The organism is Oerskovia jenensis, assembly GCF_016907235.1.
In the GTDB taxonomy this organism is placed as follows: Bacteria; Actinomycetota; Actinomycetes; order Actinomycetales; family Cellulomonadaceae; genus Oerskovia; species Oerskovia jenensis.
Window position 1 is genome coordinate 2228153 of the sequence record NZ_JAFBBO010000001.1, and the last position, 22317, is coordinate 2250469.

General features: G+C 72.7%; 22 protein-coding genes. 8 read left to right on the forward strand and 14 right to left on the reverse strand.

Features of this window, described 5'->3' with window-relative positions; all coding sequences use genetic code 11:
• Positions 1-47 precede the first annotated feature (47 nt).
• Entirely contained in the window at positions 48-989 is a 942-nt protein-coding gene (locus JOD49_RS10010) for an ATP-binding cassette domain-containing protein (RefSeq protein WP_205307053.1), read from the reverse strand.
• Between the two features lie 301 nt (positions 990-1290).
• Here JOD49_RS10010 and JOD49_RS10015 point away from each other — a divergent pair, with 301 nt between their 5' ends.
• Together JOD49_RS10015 and JOD49_RS10020 are read left to right on the forward strand one after the other, a co-directional pair.
• On the forward strand, positions 1291-2637 hold the full coding sequence (locus JOD49_RS10015; RefSeq protein WP_205307054.1) for an NAD(P)/FAD-dependent oxidoreductase: 1347 nt from the start codon (positions 1291-1293) through the stop codon (positions 2635-2637).
• Between the two features lie 87 nt (positions 2638-2724).
• Positions 2725-3789 carry a lysylphosphatidylglycerol synthase transmembrane domain-containing protein gene (locus JOD49_RS10020; RefSeq protein WP_205307055.1) on the forward strand — a complete coding sequence of 355 codons (1065 nt, stop codon included), beginning with the start codon at positions 2725-2727 and terminating at the stop codon, positions 3787-3789.
• A 70-nt stretch (positions 3790-3859) separates the two neighbouring features.
• Here JOD49_RS10020 and JOD49_RS10025 read toward each other — a convergent pair whose 3' ends face one another.
• The gene (locus JOD49_RS10025; protein ID WP_205307056.1) at positions 3860-5983 is read right to left on the reverse strand and encodes an MMPL family transporter; all 2124 of its coding nucleotides are present in this window, start codon (positions 5981-5983) and stop codon (positions 3860-3862) included.
• Between the two features lie 441 nt (positions 5984-6424).
• Between JOD49_RS10025 and JOD49_RS10030 the strand changes: the two genes are divergently transcribed.
• From JOD49_RS10030 to JOD49_RS10040, 3 genes are read left to right on the forward strand one after another with little or no spacing between them, the layout of a single operon-like run.
• Entirely contained in the window at positions 6425-7378 is a 954-nt protein-coding gene (locus JOD49_RS10030) for an ATP-binding cassette domain-containing protein (RefSeq protein ID WP_205307057.1), read from the forward strand.
• Positions 7375-8163, forward strand: coding sequence for an ABC transporter permease (locus tag JOD49_RS10035; protein WP_205307058.1), 789 nt, complete (start codon positions 7375-7377; stop codon positions 8161-8163). The genes JOD49_RS10030 and JOD49_RS10035 overlap by 4 nt, the downstream gene beginning before the upstream one ends.
• Before the next feature lie 45 nt (positions 8164-8208).
• The gene (locus JOD49_RS10040; RefSeq protein WP_205307059.1) at positions 8209-8859 is read left to right on the forward strand and encodes a phosphatase PAP2 family protein; all 651 of its coding nucleotides are present in this window, start codon (positions 8209-8211) and stop codon (positions 8857-8859) included.
• Positions 8860-8912: 53 nt separating this feature from the next.
• Here JOD49_RS10040 and JOD49_RS10045 read toward each other — a convergent pair whose 3' ends face one another.
• The 12 genes from JOD49_RS10045 to JOD49_RS10100 form a co-directional block, all read right to left on the reverse strand.
• Positions 8913-9572, reverse strand: coding sequence for a response regulator transcription factor (locus JOD49_RS10045; RefSeq protein WP_205307060.1), 660 nt, complete (start codon positions 9570-9572; stop codon positions 8913-8915).
• The gene (locus JOD49_RS10050) at positions 9569-10963 is read right to left on the reverse strand and encodes a sensor histidine kinase (RefSeq protein WP_205307061.1); all 1395 of its coding nucleotides are present in this window, start codon (positions 10961-10963) and stop codon (positions 9569-9571) included. The genes JOD49_RS10045 and JOD49_RS10050 overlap by 4 nt, the downstream gene beginning before the upstream one ends.
• Positions 10964-11270: 307 nt before the next feature.
• Positions 11271-12749 (reverse strand): amino acid permease, encoded by a 1479-nt coding sequence (locus tag JOD49_RS10055; RefSeq protein WP_205307062.1) that lies wholly within the window; start codon positions 12747-12749, stop codon positions 11271-11273.
• A gap of 112 nt (positions 12750-12861) precedes the next feature.
• The gene (locus tag JOD49_RS10060) at positions 12862-13695 is read right to left on the reverse strand and encodes a phosphoribosyltransferase family protein (RefSeq protein ID WP_205307063.1); all 834 of its coding nucleotides are present in this window, start codon (positions 13693-13695) and stop codon (positions 12862-12864) included.
• Entirely contained in the window at positions 13692-14558 is an 867-nt protein-coding gene (locus tag JOD49_RS10065; RefSeq protein ID WP_205307064.1) for a phosphoribosyltransferase family protein, read from the reverse strand. The genes JOD49_RS10060 and JOD49_RS10065 overlap by 4 nt, the downstream gene beginning before the upstream one ends.
• Positions 14555-15334 carry an HAD family hydrolase gene (locus JOD49_RS20740; protein WP_205307065.1) on the reverse strand — a complete coding sequence of 260 codons (780 nt, stop codon included), beginning with the start codon at positions 15332-15334 and terminating at the stop codon, positions 14555-14557. The genes JOD49_RS10065 and JOD49_RS20740 overlap by 4 nt, the downstream gene beginning before the upstream one ends.
• Before the next feature lie 6 nt (positions 15335-15340).
• Positions 15341-15931 carry a TerD family protein gene (locus JOD49_RS10075; protein WP_205307066.1) on the reverse strand — a complete coding sequence of 197 codons (591 nt, stop codon included), beginning with the start codon at positions 15929-15931 and terminating at the stop codon, positions 15341-15343.
• Positions 15932-16030: 99 nt separating this feature from the next.
• The gene (locus JOD49_RS10080; RefSeq protein ID WP_205307067.1) at positions 16031-16618 is read right to left on the reverse strand and encodes a TerD family protein; all 588 of its coding nucleotides are present in this window, start codon (positions 16616-16618) and stop codon (positions 16031-16033) included.
• Positions 16609-17355: a hypothetical protein gene (locus tag JOD49_RS10085; protein ID WP_205307068.1), complete on the reverse strand. Its 747-nt coding sequence runs from the start codon at positions 17353-17355 to the stop codon at positions 16609-16611. The genes JOD49_RS10080 and JOD49_RS10085 overlap by 10 nt, the downstream gene beginning before the upstream one ends.
• A 284-nt stretch (positions 17356-17639) precedes the next feature.
• A complete protein-coding gene (locus JOD49_RS10090; RefSeq protein WP_205307069.1) occupies positions 17640-18209 on the reverse strand; it encodes a TerD family protein in 570 nt (189 codons plus the stop codon).
• A complete protein-coding gene (locus JOD49_RS10095) occupies positions 18206-18694 on the reverse strand; it encodes a hypothetical protein (protein ID WP_205307070.1) in 489 nt (162 codons plus the stop codon). Before JOD49_RS10095 ends, JOD49_RS10090 begins: the two co-directional genes overlap by 4 nt.
• Before the next feature lie 54 nt (positions 18695-18748).
• Positions 18749-19966 carry a toxic anion resistance protein gene (locus tag JOD49_RS10100; RefSeq protein ID WP_205307071.1) on the reverse strand — a complete coding sequence of 406 codons (1218 nt, stop codon included), beginning with the start codon at positions 19964-19966 and terminating at the stop codon, positions 18749-18751.
• 306 nt (positions 19967-20272) lie between these two features.
• Here JOD49_RS10100 and JOD49_RS10105 point away from each other — a divergent pair, with 306 nt between their 5' ends.
• The 3 genes from JOD49_RS10105 to JOD49_RS10115 all read left to right on the forward strand — a co-directional run bounded on the left by JOD49_RS10105 (position 20273) and on the right by JOD49_RS10115 (position 22275).
• On the forward strand, positions 20273-20695 hold the full coding sequence (locus JOD49_RS10105) for an organic hydroperoxide resistance protein (RefSeq protein WP_205307072.1): 423 nt from the start codon (positions 20273-20275) through the stop codon (positions 20693-20695).
• A gap of 82 nt (positions 20696-20777) precedes the next feature.
• A complete protein-coding gene (locus JOD49_RS10110; protein ID WP_205307073.1) occupies positions 20778-21416 on the forward strand; it encodes an SDR family oxidoreductase in 639 nt (212 codons plus the stop codon).
• 253 nt (positions 21417-21669) lie between these two features.
• Positions 21670-22275, forward strand: a complete 606-nt coding sequence (locus JOD49_RS10115; protein WP_307822482.1) for a class I SAM-dependent methyltransferase — start codon at positions 21670-21672, stop codon at positions 22273-22275.
• Positions 22276-22317: the final 42 nt, after the last annotated feature.

Genomic DNA, 22317 nt, shown 5'->3' on the forward strand with positions numbered 1-22317 from the left:
AGGCCCGACGGCGGAGCGTGGGCGGGGAGGTGCGAGTCGCCGGAGGGTCAGGCCGCGACGAGCTGCGGGCCGGTCGCGAGGCGCACGACGTGCGGGGCACGGCCCCAGCGCATCGCGTCGACCTCGCCCGCGGAGGCGACCGAGCCGATCACGGTCACGCCCGTGGCCGCGAGGGCTTCGAGGCGTCCCCAGACGATCTGGCGGCGGGCCGAGTCGTGGACCTGGTCGAGGTCGTCGACGACGAGCAGCTCGGGGTCCTGGGCCAGGGCGATCGCGATGCGCAGGAGCATGGCGTCGACCTCGTCGAGGTCCCAGACCATGGCGTCGAGCGCGGGTAGCTCGCGGCGCCCGAACACGGGGCGGGCCACGCGCTCGTAGACCTCCTGGGTGACCTTGGGGGTCCGGCGGTACCAGGGCGCGAGCCACGTGAGGCGTTCGCGCACCGAGTCCCCGACCGTGACCGCGTCGTCGAGCTCGTCGATCCCGTGGAAGCCGGCGATCGCGGCGCGGCGCTGGACCGCGGTGCGGCGCGCGCGGCGGCCCGTGAGGTTCTCGCCGAGCACGACGAGCCAGCCGTCGGGGGTGTGGTCGGGGGCCATGCGGCCCGCGAGGGTCAGGAGCAGGCTCGACCGACCGGCACCCTGCGGACCTTGGAGGACGACGACCTCGCCGGCCGGGATCTCGAGGTCGACGGGGCCGTAGACCAGGCCGCGCGGGCCGTGGAGCTGGAGGTCGTAGGCGCTGACGGCGTGCTGGGGCGTGCCGTCGCCGAGGTGCGGGGTGTCGGGCTCGACGATCTCGCCGCCGAGCGGGCCGCGCAGGGTCAGGTCGTCGGCGATGTCCGCGGCGGCGAGCTCGCCCTGCGGGAGGTGCGCGACGGCGTCGGGCCTGGTGACGTTCGCCGCGGATCCGGGGACGGGCGCGGTGTTCGGGGCCTGCACGAGGTACGTGGCCTCGTCGCTGCCGTGCCGTGCGACGGGCTGGTTCATGGGGGTTCCTCCGAGAGTTCCGGGTCCGGTCACTCTTTTAGACTGACCGGTCAGTTCGAAGTTACGCGCCGGGAACCCTCGTTGTCCACACGACGTCAGATACCCGGCCCCGTGATCCCCGTCACGCGACCGCCACGAGACGGGTGCTCCCGCCCCAGACGGGTGCTCGCGTCAGGGGCGGGAGCACCCGTCTCGGGCCGGAGCACCCGTCTCGCACCCGTCCCGCGCGCGACATACGCTCGTGCCCCGGACCACCCGGCACATCGTCGTGTCGCACACGAGACGTATCGAGAGGCACACAGTGAACGACGGCACCGCCGCGCACCCCGCACCCACCGGGGCGCCGCTCCCCCACGTCGTCGTCGTGGGCGGCGGGTTCGCCGGGCTCGCGACCGTCAAGGCGCTCGCGGGCGCGCCCGTGCGCGTCACGCTGATCGACCGTCGCGTCTACAACACCTTCCAGCCGCTGCTCTACCAGGTGGCCACGGGCGGCCTGAACCCGGGCGACGTCACGTACTTCCTGCGCGCGCTGCGGCTGGGGCAGCGCAACGTGCGCGTGGTCCACGAGCACCTCGTGGGCCTCGACCCGCACGCCAAGACGCTCCGGCTCCTCAACGACGAGGAGATCCGCTACGACTACCTCGTCCTCGCCAACGGCGTCACGACCAACTTCTTCGGCACGCCCGGCGCCAAGGAGCACGCGTTCGCGATGTACTCGCGCTCGCAGGCCCTGAAGATCCGCGACACCCTGTTCGTCCGCCTCGAGAAGTCCGCGGCCTCACCGGGGACCGACGACGGCCTGCGCGTCGTCGTCGTGGGCGGCGGCTCGACGGGCGTCGAGGTCGCGGGCGCCCTCGCCGAGCTCCGCACGCAGGGCCTGGCGCCCGCGTACCCGGAGATCCACGGCGACGCGTTCAGCGTCAAGATCGTCCAGCGCGGCACCGAGCTCATCAAGCCCTTCCCCGCCAAGCTCCGCACGTACGCGGCGCGCGAGCTCCAGCGTCGCGGGGTCGACCTGCACCTGGGCGCGGGCGTCGCCAAGGTCCTGCCCGACGGCGTCGAGCTCACCGACGGCGACTTCATCCGCTCGGACCTCACGATCTGGGCAGCGGGCGTCGCCCCGCACGAGGAGGTCTCGCGCTGGAACCTGCCCCTGGGCGACGGCGGGCGCATCCGCGTGGGCGACGACCTGCAGGTCGAGGGGTTCCCGGACCACTTCGCGGCGGGAGACGTCGCGGTATCGCCCGCGGGCCTGCCGCAGCTCGCCCAGCCCGCGATCCAGTCGGGCAAGGTCGTGGGACGCAACATCCGCGCGCTCGTCCAAGGACGCCCGACGACGTCGCTCAGGTACCTCGACAAGGGCACCATGGCCGTCATCGGACGCCGCGCGGCCGTCGCGGACATCGCCGGGAAGCTCCGGCTCACGCGGGGGACCGCATGGCTCGCGTGGCTCTTCGTGCACATCATGAGCCTCATCGGACCCCGCAACCGCCTGACGACACTGGCGGGGCTCGTGACCCGCTACGGCTTCCCGTTCCACCGCCGCCCGGTGCCGATCGTGGGCGACGTCCCGACGGTCCGGCCCCCCAAGGGCTGGGTGCCCGCGGACGGCCCCGCGCCGCTGCCCGAGGTCACGCCGAACGACTGAGCCACTGTCACCTGACGCCGAGCGTGCAGTTCGGGTCGCCTCCGAACGCCCGGGACGACCCGAACTGCACACTCGACGGACGGTCCGGTGCGCCGGACCCTGCGCGTCGGTAGGGTCACGGGACGGCCCGCACATCTCGGCAAGGAGCACGTCATCACGCACGCACCCGACCCCGAGCCCCAGGCCCCGGGCCCGCCCCCGAAGCCCACCCGGTCCCCCACGAGCCACGCCCTGCGCGTGCTCGTGTGGTTCGTGCTCATCGGCGGCCTCACGTACGTCGTCATCCCGGAGATCAGCGAGATCCCGCGCATGGGCGAGGCCCTGCGCGACGCCCAGCCGGCGTGGGCGCTCCTGGCCGTGTTCTTCGCCGCGACGGGGTTCTTCGCCGCCGCGGCGTCGCTCGCCGCGTGCTCCCCGAGGCACCTGCCGTTCCTGCGGACCACCCGCGTCCAGCTCGCGAACGCGTTCGCGGGCACCGCGACCCCGGCGAGCGTCGGGTCGCTCGCGCTCAACGTCCGCTACCTGTCGAAGTCCGGGATGAGCACGGCGCTCGCGACGGGCACGGTCGCGCTCCAGAGCATCGTGCAGGTCCTGGTCCATCTCGTGCTCCTGACGGTGCTCGCGCTCGTCGCGGGGCGCAGCATCGACCACCACGTGCCGGGTTGGGCCAGGTGGGCGCTGCTCGCCGCGGCGGTCGCGGTCGTCGTCACCGGGGTCGTGGTGCTCGCGGTGCCACGGTTCCGGCACGCCGTCCGCACGTACGCGCGCGACGACGTGCTGCCCGCCTTCCGCCAGCTCGGCGGTCTCGCGAAGGACCCGCGCCGGCTCTCCTTCGCGGTCCTGGGCGCGATGGGCACCACGGTGTCCTCGGCCGCGACCCTGTGGGCCTGCCTCCTGGCGCTCGGCGGCGGCAGCGACCCGATCGCCGCGGCCTTCTCGACCATGGTCGGACAGACGCTCGCGTCCGCAGCCCCGACGCCGGGCGGCGTGGGCGTGGTCGAGGCCGCGCTCACGGGCGGGCTCGTGAGCTTCGGGATCGCGTCCGCGATCGCCCTGCCGGCGGTCCTGCTCTACCGCCTGATCTCGTGCTGGATCCCGGTCCTGCTGGGCTGGATCACCCTGCGCCGGCTGCAGCGCGAGGACGTGGTCTGACCCCTGCCCGACGGCGCTGCCCCCCGGGAGGCGCGTTCCGCCGTCGGGCGTGGGCCTTCCGGGCGACGCGCTACTCGCGGACCGGTGCGCCCGTCGGGACCACCGGGTTCGCCTCGACCGGCACGTCCTCCTTGCGGCCCAGGGCGCTCGGCCACCACATGTGCCGTCCCACGTCGAGGTTGAGGGCCGTGACGAGCACCGACCGGACGACGAGCGTGTCGAGCAGGACGCCGAACGCGACCGCGAACCCGATCTCCGCGAACGCGACCACGGGCAGCGTGCCCAGCACCGCGAACGTCCCCGCGAGCACGAGCCCGGCCGACGTGATGACCGCCCCCGTCGCGGCCAGCCCGATCAGCGCGCCGCGCCGCGTCCCGACGCGCAGCGACTCCTCGCGCACCCGGGTCATGAGGAAGATGTTGTAGTCGATCCCGAGCGCGACGAGGAACACGAACACGAACAGGGGCAGCGACGTGTCGGCGCCCTCGAACCCGAACACGTACCTGAACACGAGCGCGCTCACGCCGAGGGCCGCCGTGAACGACAGCACGACCGTCGCGACGAGGATGAGCGGGGCCGTGATCGCGCGCAGGAGCAGTGCCAGGATGACGAGCACGGTCAGCAGGATGATCGGGATGATGAGCATGTTGTCCGCGGCCGAGGCGCGCTGGACGTCGAGCGTGACGGCGCTCGCCCCGCCCACCTGGGCGTCGGCGTCCGGGACGGCGTGGACCGCGTCCCGGACCCGGTCGACCGTGTCGTAGGCCGCCTGAGAGTCCGGCTCGGACGTGAGCGTGCCCTCCATGTAGGCGTACCCGCCCGCGGACACGGGCTCGGTCACGGTCGAGGCGTCGATCCCCTCGGTGCCCGCGAACGCGTCGTGCACCGCGGCGACCGCGGCGGGCGACGAGTCGTCCGCGACGACCACCACGGGCGACCCCGACCCCGCCGGGAAGTGCTCGGAGAGGACCTGCTCGCCCACGATCGAGGGCTGCTCGCCACGGAACGACTCGGCGCTCGAGAGCCCGTTCGCGTCGAGCTGCGTGATGCCCAGTCCCAGCACGGCCAGGACGATCGAGGTCACGACCCACACGCGCCGTGGCCGCTTCGCGATCCGGCCGCCCAACTGCGCCCACACGCCGTGCTCGGTGGGCTCGTCGTCGCCCAGGTGCGGCACGCGCGGCCAGAAGACCCACCGGCCCGTCGCGACGAGCAGCGCGGGCAGCAACGTCAGCATGACGAGCAGCGCGACCACGATCCCGACCGCCGCGACCGGCCCCAGCCCGGCCGTCGAGCTCATCTGCGCGAACAGCAGGCACAGCATGCCGATCGCGACCGTCGCGCCGCTCGCGACGATCGCCGGGCCCGCGCGGTGCAGCGCGAGCGACATGGCCTCGTGCCGGTCCTCGTGGCGGCGGAGCTCTTCCCGGTAGCGCGCGACGAGCAGCAGGGCGTAGTCCGTCCCCGCGCCGAAGACCAGGACCGTGAGGATGCCCGCGCTCTGCGCGTTCACGGTCAGGCCGGTGGTGTCCGCCAGGACGTAGACCACGGCCTGCGACACGGTCAGCGCGACGCCTGCCGAGACCACGGGCAGGAGCCACAGCGTGGGGCTGCGGTAGGTCAGCAGCAGGATCACGATCACGACGCCCGCCGCTGCGTAGAGAAGCGTCGAGTCGATGCCCTCGAACGCCTTGGACGAGTCCGCGGCCGCGCCCGCCGGGCCCGTCACGTAGACGTCCATGCCGTTCGCGCCGTCCTCGGCCGTGGCGCGCAGGTCCGAGACCGCGTCGGCCGCGAGGTTCCACCCCTCGCTGCCCAGGTCGAGCGGCACGATCACCTGGGCGGCCTGCCCGTCCTCGGACGGGATCGGCCCGACGACGTCCCCGTCCAGGGTGTCGAGCTCACCGAAGGTCGCGACGTCCTGGGAGACCTTGGCGAGGTCCTCGGGGGTCAGGCCCGACTCGCGGACGTAGACCAGGACCGCGGGGATCGTGTTGGGCGACGTGAAGCTGCTCGCGACGTCGAGCACCTGCGTCGACTCGGCGTCGGCCGGGAGCCACGACGTGGCGTCGTTGTCCTGCGCGCCCGTGAGCTTGCCGGCCAGCGGCGCGGTCAGGGCCAGGACGACCGCCCAGAAGGCGATGACGACCCACTTGGCGTAGCGGTGCGTGATCCAGCCGGCGATGCGAGACATGGGTTCTCCCCGAGACTCCCGGTGCTCCCTGGCGCGAGATTCCAGCGCACACCCGCGAGGGGGCGGGTGTCAACGGGTCAGGAAGGGGAGCCCACCCGCTCCGCTCGCCGACGACCGGTTCCATGGCCGCGAACATCGCCGGTCGGACCGAGAGCACCGTGGAGGTCGAGGGGCGCTCCGTGTTCTACCGTCGCAGCGACGACGGCCTGGGCGCCGAGCCGATCGTCCACGATCTCCCTCTCGTACCTCCTGCCCACGGCCCGACTCCTCGCCCCGCGCGCCACGAACCTGGCACCGACCTCCCGGGCTACGGCGAGATACCCACGTGGGACTTCTCAGCGGAAGACGGCACTAAAGAGGGGCCAGGTTGCTGACCTTCGATGGGTCCGGCCGACCCGAGCCGCTTCATAGGGTCTGGTCATTCGGATCGATGGAGGCGCGATGATCACGGTGCAAGAACTCACCAAGAGATACGACGGAAAGCCAGCCGTCGACAACCTGACCTTCCAGGTGGTCCCCGGGCAGGTGACAGGATTTCTGGGACCCAACGGCGCAGGCAAGTCGACGACGTTGCGCGCCATCGTCGGACTCGACAGACCCGACGTCGGAAGAGCGCTCATCCAGGGCCGCCCGTACGCGGCTCTGCCGCACCCCCTGCGCGAGGTCGGCGCGATGCTGAACGCGAAGGCGGTCCACCCCGCACGAAGCGCCCGCAACCACTTGCTCGCGCTGGCGCGCACCAACGGCATCCCCGCCCGGAGGGTCGATGAGGTGCTGAGCATCGTCGGTCTGACCACGGTCGCGGGCAAGAAGGCCGGCACCTTCTCGCTCGGCATGGGCCAACGGTTGGGCATCGCCGCCGCGCTGCTCGGAGACCCGCCCATCCTCATCTTCGACGAGCCCATCAACGGCCTCGACCCGGACGGGATCCGATGGCTGCGCGGCCTGGTGCGAACGCTCGCGGACGAAGGACGGACGGTCTTCTTCTCGAGCCACGTGGTCAGCGAGATGCAGCTGACCGCCGATCACCTCATCGTGATCGGACGCGGCCGGCTCGTCGCTGACGGCCCGGCAGACGACCTCATCGGCGCCGCGGGCGGCGTCGTGACGGTGCGCAGCCCCGACGAAGCAGGCCTCAGCTCCCTCCAGGGCGATCTTGAAGGGCGCCGGTTCGAAACCACCCGCATGAGCGCGCACCACCTCGAGATCATCGCCGCGCCCATCGAGCTGGTCGCAGATCTCACCTACGCGGGTCGGCTCCGAATCCACGAGCTCAGCCGGACCGACGGATCGCTCGAGGACGCCTACCTGCGACTCACGGCGTCGAGCTCCGAGTACGACGCGGGTGGTCCCACGCCCGGCCGACACAACGATCGAACGGAGACCCCCGCGTGAGCACCACCGTCCCCGCGGCGATGCAGGCCCCCTCAGGTGGTGGTCGGCTCGCCGGCGCCGTCGCCTCCGAATGGACGAAGCTCCGCTCGGTTCGCTCCACCTGGTGGGCGCTCGTCGGCGCCGCCGCACTTGCAGCAGTGATGGTGCCCGTCGTCGGCTTCACCCTGGCGAACAACACGTCGCAACCTGGCGGACCGCCGGCGATCCCGGTGGGTGAGGTCGTCGGACTGGGCGCGACCGTGGTCCAGTTCGTGGTGGCCATCCTCGCCATCCTTGCCATCACCGACGAGTACTCCGCCGGAACGATCCACCCCACCTTCCAGGCGGTGCCGCTGCGCGGACGGCTGCTCGGTGCGAAGGCGATCGTGGTCGCCGCCGTCACGCTCCCCGCGGGCGTCGTGCTGGGTGTGATCATCACGACGCTGGCTGACTACTCGCTCGGAGACAAGGGCATCGCGCCCGACGGCGGGCTGGTCCGCATGGCGCTGGCGATCTCGCTGGAGTTCACCCTCGTCAGTCTGCTGGCGCTCGGCGTCGCCGTCCTGGTGCGTCGCACCGCGGGCGCGCTCACCATCGTCTTCGTCGTGCTCATCGGTATCCCCGCTGCCGCCGACCTCCTGTCGCTCGACGATCTCGCAGAGCTGCTCCCGGCGCGTGCGGGATCCCAGCTCATCAGCGGCGCCACGGAGCCCTACGGCCCGCTGGCAGGCGCCCTTCTGCTTGCTACCTGGGTCGTCGCGGTCGACGTCGCCGCGTGGCTCACGCTGCGCACGCGGGACGCCTGACCACGAAGGGAGATCACGGTGACGAGAATCCAGAACATTCCAGACGTGCCCGACATCTCGGCCGACTGGTATCGCGACATCGTCTCCTGGGCGGATGACACCCCGCCCGTGGGGCAGACGTTCATGGAGTACTTCACCGACGTGGGCCTGCTGCTGCTCGTCGGACTCTGGGCGCTCGCGCTCTGGCGCACCCGACGCGGGCCGGCCCGCCCGATGGCGGTCGCACTGGTCAGCGCGGGTGGAGCCGTCGCCGCGTACCTCGTCAGTGAGGCCGCCAAAGGCATCCTGGCCGTGGAACGGCCGTGCCGCACGATGCGCGACGTGGCGATCATCGCCGACGAGTGCCCGCCGACGGGCGACTGGTCGTTTCCGAGCAACCACGCCACGATCGCAGTCGCGCTTGCGGTCGCGATCCTCCTGACCTCCTGGCGCCTGGGCCTCCTGGCCCTGCCGATCGCAGCGCTGACCGCCTTCTCGCGGGTGTTCCTCGGGGTCCACTACCCGCACGATGTCATCGCGGGCGTCCTGATCGGCGCCTTCGTCACCGTCATCGTGGTCCTCGTGCTCCGATACCCGGGGACCAAGCTCGTCACGCTGCTTCGTGAACGCACCGTGCTGCGTCGACTGCTGACGGCCGGGCCGTCTCCGGTCGGGGCGTCCGCGGCGCAAGACCAGGAGACCGCCGCCAAGAACTGACACAGCAACGGGGGCATCCACCACAGGTGGATGCCCCCGTGCTGCTGCGGCGGCTAGGAGAGGCCCGCCGCGTGCGCCAGCAACGCTGCCTGCACACGATTGCCCAGACCGAGACGCGACAGGATCTTGCTCACGTGCGCCTTGACGGTGCCTTCGACGATGTAGAGCTCGGCGCCGATCTCCGCGTTGGACAGGCCAGACCCCACCAGCCGCAGCACGTCGCGTTCTCGATCCGTGAGCACCGACACCTGGCGACGTGCGTCGGCGCCGCGAGCGATGTCACCGCCGCTGGTCCCGGTGGCGAACAGCGTGATGATCCGCCTGGCGACGAGCGGGGCGAGGTAGGCGCCGCCGTCGGCCACGGCCCGTACACCCGCGATCAAGTCACGCGGATCGCCCGTCTTGAGCAAGAACCCGCTGGCGCCGCCGTCGATCGCCCGTGCGATGTGCTCGTCCTCGCCGAACGTCGTCAGGACGATCACGGCAACCGACGGTGTGGCCCGGCGGATCTCCGACACTGCCTGCAGGCCGTCCATCACGGGCATGCGGATGTCGAGGAGGACCACGTCAGGGCGGTGGAGCCGGGCAAGGTCGACGGCCTCGCGTCCGTTCGACGCCTCGGCGACGACCTCGATCGACGGGTCGCTCGCGAGGATCGCAGAGACCCCCGCACGGATCATCGCCTCGTCGTCTGCCAGCAGTACGCGGATCATGGGCTGTCCTTGTCGTCGGAGAGGTTGGGCGCGAAGACGTCCTTGGAGACGAGTACCCCGTCGCGGAAGCACAGGCGATACACGTCGAAAGGCGTGGGCAGGAGTCCCGCGACCGACCGGTAGTACTCGCAGGTGGAACCTTCAGGGCGAGCGGGTCCGGCCTCATCGCGCCGCTCGGGCACCTGTCGCGTGGGGAGGAGGTCGACGAGGTCGGCGCGAGGGGTCCCACGGGAGAGCTGCTGGAACGTCTCGGGCCGCAGACGCGACGTCAGGCTGTCCTCCGCGTACATGGCCATGAGCGCCCCTCCCAGCGTGACCACGAGGACCACGGGGAGGGCGACGGCCAGCACCAGAGCGCGGCGCGCCTGCTGGCGCGCCCGACGGAAGGCCGTTGCCGTCACCGGCTCCGGGGTCGGCGCGGGGTGCACCAGCGGGCCCGACCTGGGAAGCCGCGCCGCCACCTCGAAGCCTCCGTCCCGTGTGCGCCCGGCGTCGAGCACTCCACCCGCGAGCCCGACCCGCTCACGCAGGCCGGTGAGCCCCCGTCCGCCGCCGGCCGGCAGGACCTCGCGCGACGCCGTCCCGGGCTGAGCGTTGCGCACCTTGACGGTCAGATAGTCGTCGTCGCACTCGAGACGCACGTCCACGGGCGCCTCTGCCGCATGCTTCGTGGCATTCGTCAGCGACTCCTGCACCACGCGGTACGCGGCGCGGTATTGCAACGACGCCGTGTTGCCCGGGTTCCCCGATTCGCTCAGCGTGACACGGACCCCCGACTCCGCGACGCGCGTGACGAGCGCGGAGATCGGCTCGCCGACGACTGTGCGCGGTGGGGCATCCGTCTCGTCCAACAGCAGACCGATGATCTCGCTGAGCCGTTCGGCTGCCGTCGTGACCCCGGCGCGCAAGGCCGTCACCGTCGCTCGGTGCTCGGGCGCCAGCCCGGGAAGCACCTCCAGGGCGCCACCACGCAGCGCGATGAGGCTCAGCTCGTGCCCCAGCGAGTCATGGATCTCCTGCGCGATACGCGCACGTTCTTGGAGACGCGCCTGCTCGGCGACGATGCGCTGCTCGCGCTCCAGCTGCGCGGCCTGGTCCCATCCGGCCCGCACGAGCTCGACATGGAGTCGGCGGGACGACCCCAGGAGTGCCGGGGACAGGCCGAAGACGGTCGCTCCGGCGGCCCACGCCAATGCCGTGTACAGGTCGGAGTCGAACAGGGTGAGCAGCGCGACGACACCGACGGCCAGGACTCCTGCGAACGCTGCCAGCACGCCACGGCCGAGAGGCTTCGCCCGGCCTGCTCCGTAGGCGAGCAGCAGCGTGAGTGCGAACAGCCGCCAGTCGACGACGCTCGCGGCGAGCGTGCTCAGCACAGCGACCCAGGGCAAGCGCCTCCTGACAGCCAGTGCCGCCAGGGCGATCACCAGGCTTCCCAGGGTGATCCAGCCGGACCTTCCGCCGAACGCCAACGGCGTCACCGCCGCGACGGCAAGCAGCGTCTCGCGGCCAACCCTGCTCACATCGACGGGGTGTTCGGGAGTCATTGCGCACAGGCTAACGGAGCGGTCCCTGCGCGCTGCGGGAACGTCCACACAGCGCGCAGGGACCGCTCTGAGATCAGTAGGACATCCCGACGAGGGTGCGTCGGGCCCCGGTGCAGGGTGGGGGAACGGCCCTCCGCCCACCCACGACGGGTCAGGTCGGGGAGCCCACCCGCTCCGCTCGCCGACGCAGCCGCGCCCGCACCGCGTAGATCCCGACGATGACGCCCACGAGCACGAGCGTCGAGGCGAGCTGGACGCGAGCGTCGTCGTCGAACAGCATGAGGACGATCAGGCCCGCGAGCCCTGCGAGCGTCGCCCAGGTGAGCCCGGGGTAGGCCCACATGCGCAGCGTCATCCTGTCCGCACCGCCCGCGGCGGCCTCGATGCGGGGACGCAGCCGGAGCTGGGAGACCGCGATGAAGACCCAGATGACGAGCAGCGCCGAGCCCACGGCGTTGAGCAGGATGCCCAGGACCTCGCCCGGCAGCAGCCAGTTGAGCCCCACGGACACGAGGCCGAAGAACACCGACAGCAGCACCGCGACCCACGGCACCCCGGTCGGCGACACCTTGGTCAACGCCGGGTGCCCGTCGCCGCGGCCCGCGAGCGAGAACGCCATGCGGGACGTGCCGTACACGTTGGCGTTGAACGCCGACAGGAGCGCGACGACCACGACGGCCTCCATGAGCCGGGCCGCACCGGGCAGGCCCGCGAGGTCGAGCACCGCGACGAACGGTCCGCTCAGCAGCTCGGGCGCGTCCCACGGCAGGACGAGCGCCATGATCGCGACCGCGCCCACGTAGAAGAAGAGGATGCGCCACACGATCGAGCGGGTCGCGGTCACGATCGCCTTCTGCGGCTCGCGGGCCTCGGCCGCGGCGATCGTGACGATCTCGATCCCGCCGAACGCGAAGACCACGACGAGCAGCCCCGCCGCGATGCCGGGCAGGCCGTGGGGCGCGAAGCCCGCGAGCGAGGCGGGGTCGCCGAAGATGTTGGTCGTCCCCACGGGGTCGGTGCCGGGCAGCCAGCCCAGCACGAGCAGCACCCCGATCACGAGGAACGCGACGATCGCGGCGACCTTGATGAACGCGAACCAGAACTCGAACTCGCCGAAGTGCTTGACGCCCCACAGGTTCACGACCGCGAACGCCGCGACGAACACGAGCGCGACGACCCACTGCGGCACGCCCGGGACCCACCCGGAGACGATCTGCGACGCACCCGTGATCTCGGCGCCGAGCACCATGATGAGCGTGAACCAGTACAGCCACCCGAGGGTGAACCCGGCCCACCGGCCCAGCGCGGTCTCGGCGTACACCGAGAAGGACCCGCTCGACGGCACGGCCGCTGCCATCTCGGCGAGCATCCGCATGACGAGGATGACGAGCAGCCCCGCGACGGCGTACGAGACCAGGACGGCGGGTCCCGCGGTCGCGATCCCGACGCCGCTGCCGAGGAACAGGCCGGCCCCGATCGCGGACCCCAGGCCCATCATGGTCAGGTGCCGGGTGCGCAGGCCGTGGGAGAGCCGCTCGGTGGTGCCGGGCGCGGCGGGGTGCGCGGCGCCGTCGGGCAGGGCGGGGGAAGCGCTGTCAGGCAGGCCCGACGGCGTAGGTGCGTTGCTCATGGGGGTGCGGTCAGTCCGTGGTCGAGGGGGGTCGCCGAGACGGCGGCCGTTCCACGGTACCGGCAGACCCCAGGGGACGACGATCCGCGGCCGTTCCCCGAGCACGCTCCGCTCACGCGCTGAGCGGGACCCCCCGCAGCAGGTCGTGCAGCATCCCCGCGCCGCTCCGGTAGCGGGCGAGAGCACCGAGCTTGTCGGCGGCCGCGGCCTCCTCGACCCACCGCAGGACCCAGGGCGGCGCCGTCGCGACGAGTTCGGCCAGGTCGGCGTCCCCGAGCGAGAGCACCCGGCGCGCGACCCGCGCGTTCGGCACGAACCCGGGCCGGTGCATGACCTCCACGAGCGAGCGCACCGACGGGACGCCGGCAGTGTTGAGGCGCGCCTCGATCATCGGGACACCGCCCACCGCGTGCGCGTCCACGAGGTAGACGTGGTCGACGTGCGCGGCCCCCGCCCGACGCAGGGCGCTCTCCATGGCCCGCTCGTGGACACCGGTCACCACGACGTCGTCGAGCGCCACGACGTGGGCGCCGCGCGCGTCCACGGCCGGGTCGAGGACCAGGTCGTGGCCCGTGAGGCTCGTCCGGCGCTCCTCGAGGCTCATGCCCGCGTAGTCGCCGTCGGACACGCGGGTCCGGCCGACCTTGACGTGCCGGACCTGCCCGACGTGGCCCGCGCGGCGCAGGCCCGCGAGGAACGGCGCGACCAGCGAGTACGCCGCAGGCGGCACGACGTCGAACCCCGACGACGTGACGAGGACGTCGACGTCGTGCGGCAGGACCGCGCGCACGAAGCGGTCCGAGAGCCGGTCCGCGAAGCGCGCCGCGAGCGCCCCGTCCCCGTGCTTGAACGCACCGTAGTCGTCGACCGTCACGTCCTGCCCCGAGAGCACGAGGTCTCCCCCGTCGGTGCACGTGAGCGACGAGAGGGCGAACCTTCCGCTCACCGGAGGACGAGCCCGGCTGCTCGGGCCTCGAGGTCGCGCACGCCCTCGGGGTAGGACGCGCAGAACGCGGCCCCCGTGGCGCGGGCCCCTGCGAGCATGGCGGCCAGCACCGCGGGCGGGCACGCCGCCAGGACGGCCTCCCGCTCGGCGACGCTCGCGCCCAGGACCGCGCGCAGGAACCGGATCGTCAGGTGGAGGTCCCCCGCCTCCAGGTGGGGGACCATGCGCACGACCGAGTCGACCTCGGCCGTGTTGAGGACCGACTCGACGGCCGGGTCCTGCGCGAGCGCGTCGTCCACGACCGCGACGTACGCCACGACCGTCCGTGCGGCGCCCGCACCGTCGAGCGCCCGCAGCATGCGGCGCTCCGCGAGGCCCGTGACCCGGACGTCGTCGACCACGAGCACCTGGGCGCCCGCGACGTCGGCCGTGAGCCGGAAGCCGATCCGGTCCATCTCCGCCCGTCGTGAGGCAGCCGAGGCCGACGCGTAGTTCGTCATGGTCACCGAGTCCTTGACGACCTGGGCGACCCGGCCCGGGGCGTACCCCCGGGCCGCACGCAGCGGCCCGAGGACCCCGAGGACGGCCTCGGCGAGGAACCAGCACGCAGGCGGCACCGCGACGAAGGCCACGGGCAGCACGAGCGGCGCCGGGTCCTCGACGAGCGACGGTTCCTCGTGCAGCAGACGGTGTGCGAGCTCGGTGCCGAGCGACGAGGTCGCGCGCGCCGCGCCGTGCTTCATGAGCGAGTAGGTCCGAGCGTCGAACCCGGTGCCCGACCCGAGACCCCGCACCACGCCCCGGGCGCTGCCCGTGCCCCCGCCTGTCAGGCGGTGGACGGCGACCGTCCGCACCTCGCTCACCCCTGCCGACCTTCCCGGGCACGCGCCACGAGCCCCTCGACGGCCGGGCCGATCGGGACGTCGCCCGCGACCAGGAGGACGTCCAGGCCCGCCGCCCGAGCGCCGTCGACGTCCGCGACCGGGTTGTCCCCGACGTGGACGATGCCCTCCGCCGGGACGCCGAACCCCTCGACCGTGCGACGGAAGATGCCCGCCGCGGGCTTGGCGACCCCGACCTCGTTCGAGAAGACCTCGACGCTCAGGGCGTCGGCCAGGTCGCACGCCGCGAGCAGCGGGCGCATGGTCGAGCCCGGGAGCATGCCCGTGTTGCTCGTGACCCCGACCGGGACCAGGTCCGCGAGGCGGCGCAGGAGGTCTGGCAGCCGCTCGTCGAGCAGCTCGGGCGGCATCTCGAGCGCCAGGTCGTGCTGGCGGCGTTCGAGGTCCGCGACCAGGTCCGGCCCCAGCTCGACGCCCTGGACCCCCAGGCTCACGAGCGCCGGGGCGAGACGGTCCGCGAGCGCGAGGTCCGACCCGCTCTCCTCGCTGCGCAGGTCCGCCTCCCGGTCGGCCCGGCGCAGCTCCGCATCGAACCGGAGCGGGTCGATCGAGAGGCCCAGGACCTCCTGCAGCATCTCGTTGCGGTGCGCCTTGAACGACCGGTGGCTCCGCACGAGCGTGCCCCAGATGTCGAAGCTGACCGCGGCGACGACCGCTCCCTCTCGAGGAGGGAGCGGTCGCGCGGGGCCCGCGACGGCGGCGACGTGGTCGGCCCGCGGGCCCGTGTCAGTGGTCACGACGGATCAGAGCGCGCCGAGGGCGAGCGGCACGAGCTCCTGCGCGACGCGCCCGTTGCCCGGCGTGCCGATCGCCGTGAAGGCCCAGCCCGCAGCGGTCCGCGAGACGCGCGCCATGACGAGCGCCGTGTGCGGGCCGGAGCCCGACAGCGTGAAGCGTGCGAGCTCGGCGTCGCGCGCGGTCGTGTCGACGACGCGCACGTACGCGTTCTCGACCTCGGTGAAGGACTCACCGCTGTAGGAGTTGACCGTGAAGACCACGTGCTGGATCGACGCGGGCACGCTCGCGAGGTTCACCGAGATCGACTCGTCGTCGCCCGCGCCCTCTCCCGAGCGGTTGTCGCCGCTGTGGACGACCGAGCCGTCGCGCGAACGCAGCTGGCTGAAGTACACGATCTCCTGGACGCCGTCGGCCGAGACGAGGAGCGCCGAGGCGTCCAGGTCGATGTCGCGCTGGATCGACTTGGTCCCGCCGAACAGCGTCTTCTTGTGGGTCACCTTGGTGTCCCAGCCCAGCCCCAGACGGACGTGGGTCAGCCCGGCCCCGGTCGACTTCTCGAGGTTGATGCTCTGACCCTTGGACAGGTTGATGCTCATGTCGGTCTCTTCTCCCCCCGAAGGGATGGTGTGCCGTGGGGGCACCCGGGCCCAGGACCCGGGTGCCCGCGCCGAGGACTCGGCGGTGGTGCGGACGACTCAGCCGGCGTTCAGGCCGTAGTCGGAGATGACGCCCACGAGGCCGTTGGCGTAGCCCTGCCCGATCGCACGGAACTTCCAGTCCGTGCCGTGGCGGTAGACCTCGCCGAAGACGAGAGCGGTCTCGGTCGCGGCGTCCTCACCCAGGTCGTAGCGCACGACCTTGGCGTCGTTCGCCGGCTCGTCACCGTCGTAGACGCGGATGTACGCGTCGGACACCTGACCGAAGTTCTGGCGGCGCGCCTCCGCGTCGTGGATGCTCGCGATGAAGACGATCTTCGCGACGTCCGCCCCCAGGTAGGGGAGCTGGACGGTCATGGTCTCGTCGTCGCCGTCGCCCGCCCCCGTGCGGTTGTCCCCGAGGTGCGTGAGAGCACCGCTCGGGTCCTTGAGGTTGTTGTAGAAGATGAAGTGGGCGTCGCTCAGGGCCTTGCCGTCGGCGCCGAGGACGATCGCGGACGTGTCCAGGTCGAACGGCGCACCGTCCGTGGAGCGGACGTTCCACCCCAGGCCGACGTAGGCGTTGGTCATTCCCGGTGCGACCTTCTCGAGCGAGATGTTGCCGCCCTTGGACAGGTTCACTGCCATGGTGTTCTTCCTTCCGGTTGGGTGGTGCTGTTCAACAAGCTGTCGGTGCCGTGCCACACGAGCTGGTCGTAGCCGTGCGCGGCCGTGGCCTCCCGCAGTCCCCCGTCGAGGACCTCGTGCTCGGCGCGCAGGACGAGCGCCCCACGGACCACGTGCCCGGTCAGGGCGACCCATGACCCGCCCTGCGCCCCCGGTTCGAGCGCGACCTCGAGCCGGGACGTGCCCGCCGAGACGACCAGAAGCGCGCCCCCGGGGGGTGGGTCCCGGAGCAGCACGACGAAGCGGGTCAGGGAGCGGATCTGCGCGAGGTCGAGCGTCGCGACCAGCCCCGAGACGCTCACGAACGGGCGCGCGGTACCCGGGCCGTGCACGGGTCCGGGGCCGAGGATCACGCTCTGCGTCCCGTCGAGCACGCACCCGACGACGAGCCGACCGGTCGGCGCGAGCACCTCGAGGCGGAGCGCGCCGACGCCGCTCTGGACGCGGTTCGCCATCACGACCGGCGCCGCGGGGGTCAGCAGACGACGCTCCCCGGGGACCAGGGGCGCGAACCCGTCGAGGAGCGGAGCCAGGGGCCTGTGGGTGACCCGTCGCGCGCGGCGCGGCACGGCGGGCTCCTGGGGAGCAGAGGGCGCGGCGGGAACGGCCGGGGCTGCGACCGGCGCGCCGAGCACGGCGGGCGCGAGCGGCGCCGCCGGGGGCACGAGGGGCGCGCCGAGCGAGAGCGGTGACACCACGGGGCCCGACGGCGTCGCACCGGCAGGGCGCGGCGGCGCGACAGGGTGCGGCGCGACGGGAGGGACGACGGCTGGTGCCGGCCGGACGAGTCCGAGCGCCGGCGGCACCACCGGCGGGGCCGCAGGGACGACGGCCGGAGCCGGCGGCACGACCGCAGGCGCGCGCACGACCGCAGGCGCAGCAGGGGCTGCGGGCACCTCTGCCCGCGGACGCGACCGTCGCCGGAGGAAGCCGAGGTCCGTCCGTCGGCCCGTGCTGGCAGGGAAGAGCGTCGCTCCCCCGCTCACAGAGGCAGCCCGTACTGGTCCGCGATCCCCGCGAGCCCCGCCGAGTAGCCCTGACCCACGACCTTGAACTTCCAGTCGTCACGGTGGCGGTACAGCTCGCCGAGCACGACCGCGGTCTCCGCGCCGAACGTCTCGGCAAGGTTGACCGACCGGACGACCTGCTGGTCCGTCGCGCCGTCGAGCACGCGCACGTGGCACTCGCGGAGCTGACCCAGCGTGCGCCGGCGCGGGCTGCCCTCGTTGAGGTAGAGCACGACCACGATGCGGTGGACCGCGGCCGGGACGTCGGGCAGGTGGACCTCGATCTGCTCCTCGTCGTCGCCGAGGGCCGCCTCGAGCCGCGCGACCGAGAGGTCCGCGGAGACGACCTGGTTGAAGAAGACGAAGTCGTCGCTCGAGCTCGCGCTGCCCGCGGCGTCGCAGAGGATCGCGGCGTACTGGAGGTTCTCGGCGAGGGCCGGGTCGGAGCCCGCGCCCCACTGCACGCCCAGGACCGCAGTGGTCAGGTGCGGGAGCTCACGCGTGAGCGCGACGTTGCTCCCCCGCGCCATGGGTCCGGCGCTCACAGGTCGGCCGCCGCGAACCTGGTCGCCAGGAAGCTGCCCTGGATCTCGAGCGTGCGCAGGTCGTCGTCCCGCAGCGCGACGAGCATGTCGCGGACCTCGGTGCGCAGCAACGAGAGCTGCTCGATCAGGTGCTCGACCACTCGGTCTCCAGGTTCTGCGCGGTATGCGGCACGGAAGGCGCTCAGGGTCTCGGGGACGTAGTCGACGAGGACAGCGGCGAGCGAGACGCGGGCATGGATGTCGATCTCGCGGCCGTCCTGCCCCAGGATCTCGTCGGCCAGGTCCGTGATCTGCCGGGCCAGGACGACGCCCTCGGGGGGCAACGACCCGGCGCTGCGGTTCACGGTGGTGACGAGCTCACGGCTCCGACGGCGCAGCGCGGGCACGCTGTCACGCTCCGCGGGCGCGGACGCGGGCAGGGCGGCGGCCGCGTCCACGAGGCGTGCCGTGGTCGCGTCGCGAAGTCGGGAGATCAGTCCTGCCATGGGGGTCCTCGGTCGTGGTGCGGTCATCGGTGCGTCGTGCCTCGTGCTGCCCGGTCAGGCAGCGGAGGCGGCACGGCGCCTCCGCTCGTCCTGCGCCAGGACCTGTTCGTGCGACCGGGCCGCCGCGGCCTGCGCCTGCGAGGTGAACGCGTCGAGCCGGTCCATGTCCGTCACGAGCCTGCCGAACGCGGCGCGCAGGGCGTCGACCTCGGGCACGGACGGTTCGCCCGCAGGGGTGGAGCCCGTGGAGGCGGCCTGGCCCACGGCCTCCGACCGGCCGCTGCCCGCGCTGGACGGCGCGACGGGCCCTGCTCCCGCTCCGGCGGAGCCGACCGACGCCCCCACCCCGAGCACGGCCGAGCGGACCGTGGTCAGACGGTCGAGGACGAGGGTCTGGAGCCCGAGCGCACGCGTCGCGGTCACGGCGGACTCCAGGACTGCGAGGGTCGTGGCCCGGGCGGTCTCGGCGCCCCGGACGAGCTCGCGGTCGTTGGCCCGGACCACCTCGAGCGCGAGACGCGCCTGCAGGGCGACCGCGACCTGCGTCATGACGTCCTGCTGGCGACGGCGGACGGGTTCGAGGACGCTCGACCGCACGGCGTCCGCCGAGACGGCGGCGCCGCTCGCGTCGAGGTGGGAGAGGCGGTCGACCACCTCGGCGTCGAGCGCGGCGAGCTCGCGCTGGAGGTCGCCCAGGGCGTCGAGGGCCTCGCTCGCGCGCCGACGATCGACCTCGATCGCGGCACTGCGCTTGCGCGCCGCGTCCTGACCGGCCTGGAGCGCCCGGACGATGTCGTCGAGGTCGCCCTGCGCGGCGACGTACCGCGCGAAGTAGGTGTCGACGCCGATGAGACCCGACAGTCGCGAGCGCAGCGAACGCCGTGGGGAGAAGTCGACGCGGGCGGGGTCCAACCGGGCGGCGACCCCCCGCAGGGCAGCGATCGCGCCGTGCACGTCGCCCTCGGGGCCGCGCGCGTGGGGCGACCGGTCGAGCAGGTGCTCGATCGCTGCCTGCGCGGCCCGGGTGCGCTTGACCCCGAGGACCGCGATGGTCTCGGCCTTGCGACCGAACGCGGGCGAGCCCACCTGGAGCGCGAACAGGTCGTCGACGAAGGCCCGCGCACGCCGCACGAGGTCAGCCTGGGCCGTCGCCTCGTGGGACGCGAGCTGCTCGGCGAGGTGGGTCGTGACGTCGTCGGGCGAGAGGAGCGCGGCCCCCTGGTGGACGGGCCGTGCGCCGCTCGACGGGATGTCGGCGCGAGTCGTGTCCATGCGTCGAGCACCTCTCGATCTTGGCGACCCGGCCCTGCACCCGGTCCTCCGTGGCGAACGTAGCAGCCGGTCGACATAGCCTCCAAATACGTCATCAGGCGCTAAATCTCCGGGAAATACGACAACGTGGGTCACGCCGGAAAAGTTCCGCGGGAAGGCGAGAGCCAGGGAGCACGAACGGCACGAACAGGCCCGAGATCAGCCGGATCCACCCGCTGCGCTCTGCGCGAACCGACCCCACCTTGTTGCCCCGAGCGACATACGTTCGAGAGGTTCACCCGTCGACCCCACCCTGGAGGTAGCACGATGAAGACTCTCTACACCGCGGAAGCCCTGGCCACCGGGGAGGGCCGCAACGGCCACGTCCGATCCACCGACGGGCGGGTCGACCTCGACGTCGCCGTACCCAAGGAGATGGGCGGCACCGGCGACGGGTCCAACCCCGAGCAGCTCTTCGCCGCGGGCTATGCGGCATGCTTCCACTCGGCCCTCCTGGGCGTCGCCCGCCAGCGCAAGGTCTCGGTCGTCGACTCGGCCATCGGCGCGAGCGTCTCGATCGGCCCTCTCGACGGCGGCGGGTACACCCTCGCCGTGCAGCTGGAGGCCAGCCTGCCCGGCGTCGAGCGCGCCGTGGCCCACGAGCTCGTCGAGGCCGCGCACCAGGTCTGCCCCTACTCGAACGCGACGCGCGGCAACATCGAGGTGACCGTGGCGGTCGTCGAGGAGTAGACCGTCCTGCCCCCAGCGGGCGGGGCACGCGTCCTCGGTGCACCGTGGAGGGAGCACCGTCACCGACACCACGAGGAGAACCATGAACGTCGCCCTGATCGGAGCCCACGGCAAGGTGGGTCGCCTGGTCGTCCCCATCCTCACGGACCACGAGATCGAGGTGAGCGGGATCGTGCGGCACGAGTCGCAGCTCCCGCTCGTCGAGGAGCTCGGCGGCACGCCGTTGCTGCTGGACGTCGAGCACGCCTCGACCGAGGAGATCACCGAGGCCCTGCGCGGGCACGACGCCGTGGTGTGGTCCGCGGGGGCCGGCGGCGGGAGCCCGGAGCGGACCTACGCCGTCGACCGGGACGCCGCGATCCGTTCGATGGACGCGGCCGCCGCCGCGGGCGTCTCGCGCTACGTCATGGTGTCGTGGATCGGCTCGGTGCCGGACCACGGGATCGCGAAGGACAACAGCTTCTTCCCGTACGCCGACGCCAAGCTCGCAGCCGACGACCACCTGCGCGGCACCGACCTGGACTGGACGATCCTGGGCCCCGGCACCCTGACGACCGACGAGCCGACCGGCATGATCACGGTCGACGCGCACGAGGGGAAGACGTCGCGCGGCAACGTCGCCCTGGTCGTCGCGCAGGCCCTGCGCTCGCCGTCGACCGTGGGGCAGTTCATCCGTTTCGTCGACGGCGAGACGCCGGTCCTGGAGGTCTTCGGCCGCTAGCCGGGTGTCCCGGGGTGCCGAGAACGGGGTTGAGGTCGTTCTGCCGCCGATGCCGACCTCGATCCCGTTCTCGACCGTGGGCAACCTCGTGGTGAGTGAGGGGTCCAGGTCCGGTCGGTGAGACCGGGTCCGGTCGACACTGGACGGTCTCCGGCGTCGTACCCGGTGGGGGTACGGTCGAAGGTGCGGTGGCCCGCTCTCGTGGCCGCCGCCGAGCCCGTTCAGGGCCCCGCCCGACCCCGAGGAGCCACCGGTGAGCAAGGCCAACCCCACCCGCTGGGAGCAGAAGACCGCCGTGAACCCGTCCCACTCGACCTGGTACATCGAGCGGTTCCGCGCCATGGCCGCCCAGGGCGCCGACCTCGCGGGCGAGGCCCGGCTGGTCGACGCGATGGTTCCCCGCGGCGCCCGCATCCTCGACGCGGGCAGCGGCCCGGGGCGCGTCGGTGCCGAGCTCGCGGCGCGCGGGCACGTCGTGGTGGGCGTCGACGTCGACCCCGTGCTCATCGAGGCCGCTCAGGCCGACCACCCCGGTTCGACGTGGCTCGTCGGGGACATCGCCGAGCTCGACCTGCCCGCAGCGGGCATCGCCGAGCCGTTCGACCTGATCGTGTGCGCGGGGAACGTCGTGACCTTCCTCGCGCCCGGCACCGAGGTCGCGGTGCTGCGCCGCTTCCGGGCCCACCTGGCACCGGGCGGGCGGGCCGTCGTCGGGTTCGGGGCCGGGCGCGGGTACGCGTTCGACGACTTCTTCGCCGACGCCGCCGAGGCCGGGCTCGAGGTCCAGCTCAGGCTCTCGACGTGGGACCTGCGACCGTTCGCCGAGGACTCCGACTTCCTGGTCGCGGTACTGGGCTGACACGTCGGGTGGTCGTTCGTCCAGGGCGAACGCCGATCCGGA